A 2,390-nucleotide genomic window follows, 5' to 3' on the forward strand; every position below is an offset into this window, starting at 1 on the left:
TGGCCGTGGCCCCCGGGCAACGCCAGGCAGCGATGGCGCTGGGGCTGTCGCCGACGGCGACATTCCTGCACATCATCCTGCCGCAAGCCATGCGCACGATTTTGCCGCCGACCACCAGCCAGTTCATTTCAATGCTCAAGGACTCCTCGCTGATTTCGGTGATGGGCGTGTGGGAAGTGATGTTCCTGGCGCAGTCCTACGGGCGTTCGTCGTATCGCTACATCGAAATGCTCACCACCGCCGCCGTTATCTATTGGCTGATGTCGATCGGACTCGAACTGGTGCAGAACCGCCTCGAGCGCCACTACGGCAAAGGGTTCACACAGCAGCGGTAACGCCATCCCTTTAATTATTCTTTTCAGGTATCAAGATGTCCGATCCAAAACCTCTGTTGTTTGCGCTCTACGAGCAAGCGAGTGTTGGCTGTGGTGGCGCGCCAAGCCTGTGGACGCACCCGGCTGATGAGCGATTGAGTATCAATTCGCTCGGCTACTGGTCGAATCTGGCGCGTATTGCCGATCAGGCGCACATGGATATGCTGTTTTTCGGAGATGTTCTGGGCTTCTACGATGTGTTTGGCGGCAATGCCGAGGCGGCCATGAAATGGGCCGTGGAAGCACCGGCAAATGACCCGCTGATGATCATCCCGGCACTGGCTGCGGTAACTGAAAACCTGGCCTTTGGCGTCACGGTGACCACCAGCTACGAGCATCCCTTTACCCATGCCCGGCGTTTCAGCACATTGGACCATCTGACGGATGGCCGGATAGGGTGGAACATCGTCACGTCATACCTGTCCAGTGCTGCCCGAAACTTCGGTCTGGAGCAGATGATCAAGCACGATGATCGCTATGAGCGTGCCGAGGAATTTCTCGATGTGGCCTATAAGCTTTGGGAGGGCAGCTGGGCCGATGATGCCGTGGTTGCCGACAAGGCGCGCCAGCTGTATGCCCGTGGTGATCGGGTTCGGCCGATCAACCATGCAGGCGAACATTATCGGGTGGCGGGTCCGCATTTGACGTCCCCGTCGCCGCAGCGAACGCCTTTGCTGATCCAGGCTGGCTGGTCAGGCCGTGGCCGGGCATTTGCAGCCAAGCACGCCGAGTTGATCTTTGTTGCCAAGTCCGACCCCCATGAGATTCGTCAGGGGCTGGAGGAAATCTGGGCCCAGGCCCAGGCGCTCGGTCGCCCGGCCGAAGATGTGAAGTCGCTGACAGTGCTGCGTATTGTGACCGCCAAAACGGAAATCGAAGCTCAGCGCAAATATGACGAGCTGCAAAGCAATTATCACTTGCAGGCGCAACTGGTCAGTTATGCAGGTGATACCGGAATCGACATTAGCCGTTACGCCGACAGTGATGCTCTGTCTACTCACACCGAAGGCATGACGTCCTATGTGATGCGTGCAGATGGGAGTGGCAAGCCCCTGACGGCCGGTGACGTCAAACAGCGCTTTGCCAACGTCACACGTGGCAGTGACCTGATTCTGGTAGGCACCCCGCAACAGGTGGCAGACCGGATCGAAGAACACGCTCGCATCAGCGGTACCAGCGGCTACATGCTCAATCCGCTGATCAGCCCTGGCAGCCTTGAAGACTTTGTGGAGCTGATTATTCCCGAGTTGCAGAAACGTGGCTTGTATCGCACCGAACCTCAGCGCGGTACGTTCCGTTCACGGCTGCGGGCCGACGGCGCCAGTCATTTACCGGCGTCAGCGTATGGTGCCTCGTTCCGTTTTGATCAAGGGCGTTAGGTCAGCCGTTGTTGATTTGCGCGAGCGAAGTCCCTGTGGGAGCGGGCTTGCTCGCGATGCAGACGGTGTGGTCTTTCAGGTACGTCGAAGTGATGCCAGCGCATTCAAGCCAGCTCCCTCAGGTGTTGTGAAGCTCACAAAACCTGAGGATCACTTTTTCAGGTGTTCGACACTTCCCCGGCCGGCAGCTGTTCCTTGCTGCGCCAGTGCGGCAGCGAGTTCCAGTAGCGCTCGCCCTTGGCGTCGTCGTACATGCCTTCCCAACGGGAGATCACCAGTACCGCCAGGGCGTTACCGATCACGTTCAGGGCCGTACGGGCCATGTCCATCACGCGTTCAACACCGGCGATAAAGGCCAGACCTTCCAGCGGGATACCCACGCTGCCCAGCGTGGCCAGCAGCACCACGAAGGACACGCCCGGCACACCGGCGATGCCTTTGGAGGTGACCATCAGGGTCAATACCAGCAGCAGTTGCTGGCTGAGCGACAGGTCGATGCCATACAGCTGGGCGATAAAGATTGCCGCGATGCTCTGGTACAGGGTCGAACCGTCAAGGTTGAACGAGTAGCCGGTCGGTACCACAAAGCTGCAAATCGCTTTCGGTGCGCCGTAGGCTTCCATCTTCTCGATCACGC

At 58.7% G+C, this 2,390-nt stretch carries 3 protein-coding genes; 2 read left to right on the plus strand and 1 reads right to left on the minus strand.

Annotated elements, in window-relative coordinates; all coding sequences use genetic code 11:
* A partial coding sequence (locus AC19YQ_RS24855; protein ID WP_500595710.1) for an ABC transporter permease subunit occupies positions 1-335 on the plus strand: 335 nt, incomplete at its 5' end.
* A 35-nt stretch (positions 336-370) separates the two neighbouring features.
* Complete coding sequence (locus AC19YQ_RS24860; protein WP_500596179.1) at positions 371-1,753, plus strand: LLM class flavin-dependent oxidoreductase; 1,383 nt, start codon at positions 371-373, stop codon at positions 1,751-1,753.
* 158 nt (positions 1,754-1,911) lie between these two features.
* Here AC19YQ_RS24860 and AC19YQ_RS24865 read toward each other — a convergent pair.
* On the minus strand, positions 1,912-2,390 hold a 479-nt coding region (locus AC19YQ_RS24865), incomplete at its 5' end, for a cation:dicarboxylate symporter family transporter (protein ID WP_500596180.1).

The organism is Pseudomonas sp. MF06569, from assembly GCF_059862735.1.